Annotated in this window: 4 protein-coding genes; 1 reads left to right on the top strand and 3 read right to left on the bottom strand. The window is 40.6% G+C overall.

Annotation, left to right across the window (positions count from 1 at the left end):
• The 3 genes from QZT73_RS05290 to QZT73_RS05280 all read right to left on the bottom strand — a co-directional run.
• Positions 1–265, bottom strand: a 265-nt coding sequence (locus QZT73_RS05290; RefSeq protein WP_291787014.1) for a CoA-binding protein, incomplete at its 3' end; no start/stop codon positions are given.
• Entirely contained in the window at positions 262–1215 is a 954-nt protein-coding gene (locus QZT73_RS05285) for a GNAT family N-acetyltransferase (RefSeq protein ID WP_291787011.1), read from the bottom strand. The genes QZT73_RS05285 and QZT73_RS05290, both read right to left, overlap by 4 nt.
• 2 nt (positions 1216–1217) lie before the next feature.
• On the bottom strand, positions 1218–2042 hold the full coding sequence (locus QZT73_RS05280; protein ID WP_291781741.1) for a 1-acyl-sn-glycerol-3-phosphate acyltransferase: 825 nt from the start codon (positions 2040–2042) through the stop codon (positions 1218–1220).
• A 204-nt stretch (positions 2043–2246) separates the two neighbouring features.
• Between QZT73_RS05280 and QZT73_RS05275 the strand changes: the two genes are divergently transcribed.
• A complete protein-coding gene (locus tag QZT73_RS05275; protein ID WP_291787007.1) occupies positions 2247–3083 on the top strand; it encodes an SDR family NAD(P)-dependent oxidoreductase in 837 nt (278 codons plus the stop codon).
• Positions 3084–3208 lie beyond the last annotated feature (125 nt).

The raw sequence follows: 3208 nt of genomic DNA, 5'->3' as shown, positions 1-3208 counted from the left end.
TCCGCTTGGGTTGAAGCGAAATTATATAATTGTACCATTCTTTTTGGTTTGTTGGACCAAGGTAGAGTGTGATTGTATGGACATTGTCAATGCTGGGTTTTTCTCTTAGATCCAATATTTCTTCACCAAATACTTTCCCTTTTTTGATACCGACAGGAATGAAGGGGATTTTCCTCTCCGCAAACATTTCTGCAGCCAAATAGGCATATCTCATGGGATTGGTACTCGCACCTAAGATTACAGTCCTTTTTTCTTGTTTGTTCATCTGCTTCCAAACACCCTATCCCGCTCAAAGGTTTCCAAATGCCTTTGCTTTTTGCTTTCGTGGATATCAGCCAAAGTAATCAAAATACCTGTTTCTTCAACTGCTCCAAATTCATCATTCAGTGCGGTACCAAATGTTTTCATGGTAGGTGAAAGATTCATATAGGTATTGATCAAGGGTGGGATATTTTCCCCCAAGGACCTTATCCTGGAATTGAGCAGCTTATAGCCATTTTTGTAATCCATACCATCAAAAAGTCCCTCAAAACCCTTGGCATCAGTTTCATAACCCAGCTTCAAATGAGGCAAGGGCCTCACCAATTGATCTTGATCTGGGAAATAATGATGCATGAAATACAACAGGATATCCCTTCCCAGTCGGTTGAAATGAGGATACATCGTAACCTTCCCAAAAAGGTAGCGGATATCCTGGTTGAGCATGACTACAGCCCCTAAGCCATCCCAAAGGTTATCCAATGAAAAAAGTCCTTTTCTGTTATTCAAACCGGGCTGGTATTTTGGTTGGACAAATGACCTGCCCAATTCTATTGTATGTGGAATATAATCCTGGAGAAATCTTTCAGAAAATGAAAAAAGATGGGCTGTAGAAAGATTCATGTTGCCATTATTGTCCAAGCCTGCATGTCTGCATTTGATCAAGCGGTAACCGGCCACAATTTCTTCGTCCTCTGGATTCCATGTAATCAGCTGTTGGTAACAATTCTGGTGGGTATCATTATCATCCAAATCCATAGGTAGTCCAGTCCCTCCTCCTGCAGCCCTAAAGGTCAGTTCCCTTAATCTGCCTATTTCCTTCAGGGTATTGGGAGCAAGGTGATAATCCACCAGGTAAATGTGGTTATTTCCATTATTGGTATACCTCAGGAACCTTTCCGGAGTCAATTCTTTCTTTAAAATTGCACGGTCTATTGCAGGTATAATCTCTTGCATAACTAAAGTTTTTCGGCCATTTGATAAACAATCTCTTTGACCTCTGCTGCCCACTCACTTTCGGATTTTGATTGATCAAAATACTGGTAAGAAATCGGTTTTCCTATATGGATAACAACTTTTTTCCCCCTTTGGGAAAACATTTCGTCGGCAAGGTAAAACATTTCTATATTCGACTTTATTCCAAGTCCTTTTCTGATATTGGCAAAATTGTAAAAAAAATCCGAATTCCTGCCCTCTATATAAACAGGAACCACATTCTTCTTGTATCGCTTTGCTTTAGAGATAAAACTCTTCTTCCATTCCAGGTCTTTGATAGTACCGGACTGCTTTCTGGAAACCAGCCCTGCGGGAAATACCAATACTGCATGTTCACCGGCATAAGTCTCTTCAATAAGTTTGGAAACCTCCCTACTGTTGGCGCCGTGTTTGTTGACCGGAACAAACATGGGCTCAAAATTTTTGATATTGGTCAGGATATCATTGACCAAAAACCGTATATCTGTTCGGTATTTTCCTAAAGCAAACATGAATGCAACCCCATCCATACCTCCCAAAGGATGGTTTGATGCAAAAATTACCGGCTCTTCCAAGGGAATATTTTCTGCTCCGGTAAGACTGACTTCCACACCAAACTCCCCTATCAGTGCATTCACAAAATCCATACCCTGCAAGTGCCCTATCTTAGCCATTACCCTGTTGATGTCTTTTTCATGGACAATGCGTTTGATATAACTCATGGCAAATCCCGGAAGCCATTTGTGCAAACTGGCATTCTTATTTTTGAGCACCTGCTCTATGTCTATAAAAGGCTCTTTAGGTTTCAAGGATGGGCTTGGTTTTTCTAAATATCTGATTTACAGTAAACAGCTAACAACAAAATTATGCTGATGGCCTGATTTGGGTGACTTTAAAACAATTAAGCTTTAAAATTACAAATTTTTGTCAAATCCTTGATAAAAATGGGTAATCTACACCTGGATTTCAAACCAAAACCGCCTTTGAATGTTTCATTAAACAAAGCTGAAATTATGAAATTAGCCATCACAGGTCCTACCTCAGGCATTGGGGCAATTACCTTTAAGGAACTCGTTCCTGTTTGCCAAGAGGTTTTTTTTCTTGCAAGAAATGCCGAAAAAGCCCAAATTGAAATCGAAAAACTACCGGAAAAAGAGCGAAAAAAGGTATCTTTCATCCATTTGGACCTTGCGGATCTTGACTCTGTAAAAAAGGCTACAGCGGATATTCAGGCGAAAACCGATCAAATTGATGTGCTGATCAACAATGCTGGAGGTATATTTCCTAAATATGAGGTTACAAAGGATGGTTTCGAGCTGAGTTTTTCTGCCAACCACCTTGGCCACTTTCTTTTGACCAACCTTCTGGCTCCCCTACTGCTTCAATCAGAAAATCCCAAGGTAATCAATGTGAGTTCAGAAGCCCACAGGGCAGCAAAGGTCAATTTCGATGACCTGAATTACAAACAACAAAGCTACAGCTCCTTCAATGCTTACGCCAATGTGAAATTGTTCAATATACTGTTTACCAAATCCTTGATTGACCATTATGGCAGCAAGGGGCTGCGGTCCTATGCCTTGCATCCGGGAGTAGTCAAAACCAATTTTGGGAAAGAGGCCAATGGAATATTCAAACTGTTTTGGAAATTGGCTACCCCTTTTATGATTGATGCCAATCAGGGCGCCAGGACCAGTATCTATTTGGCTAAAACACAAATGCCAGACTCCCACAATGGATACTACTTCAAAAAGTCAAAACCCAACGTTCCCTCTAAAGAGGCAAGATCTAAAAATTATAGGGATAAGCTTTGGGAGGCCAGCATGGAAATGGTCAAACCTTGGATGGGCTAATCCATCAAAAATTCCAAAATACTTTTCATATCTTGGCTTTGCTCGGGCTTAAGCTTCTCTGATTTAATCAATGCGCGCAGGTCTCCGTATTTTCCTCCTGCAAGTTCTTTGAGACCCGAATTATT

The sequence above is a fragment of the Cecembia sp. genome, assembly GCF_007126775.1.
Taxonomy (GTDB): domain Bacteria; phylum Bacteroidota; class Bacteroidia; order Cytophagales; family Cyclobacteriaceae; genus Cecembia.
The sequence above is the reverse complement of the archived record's forward strand: the minus strand, read 5'-3'. Positions and strand labels throughout refer to the sequence as shown.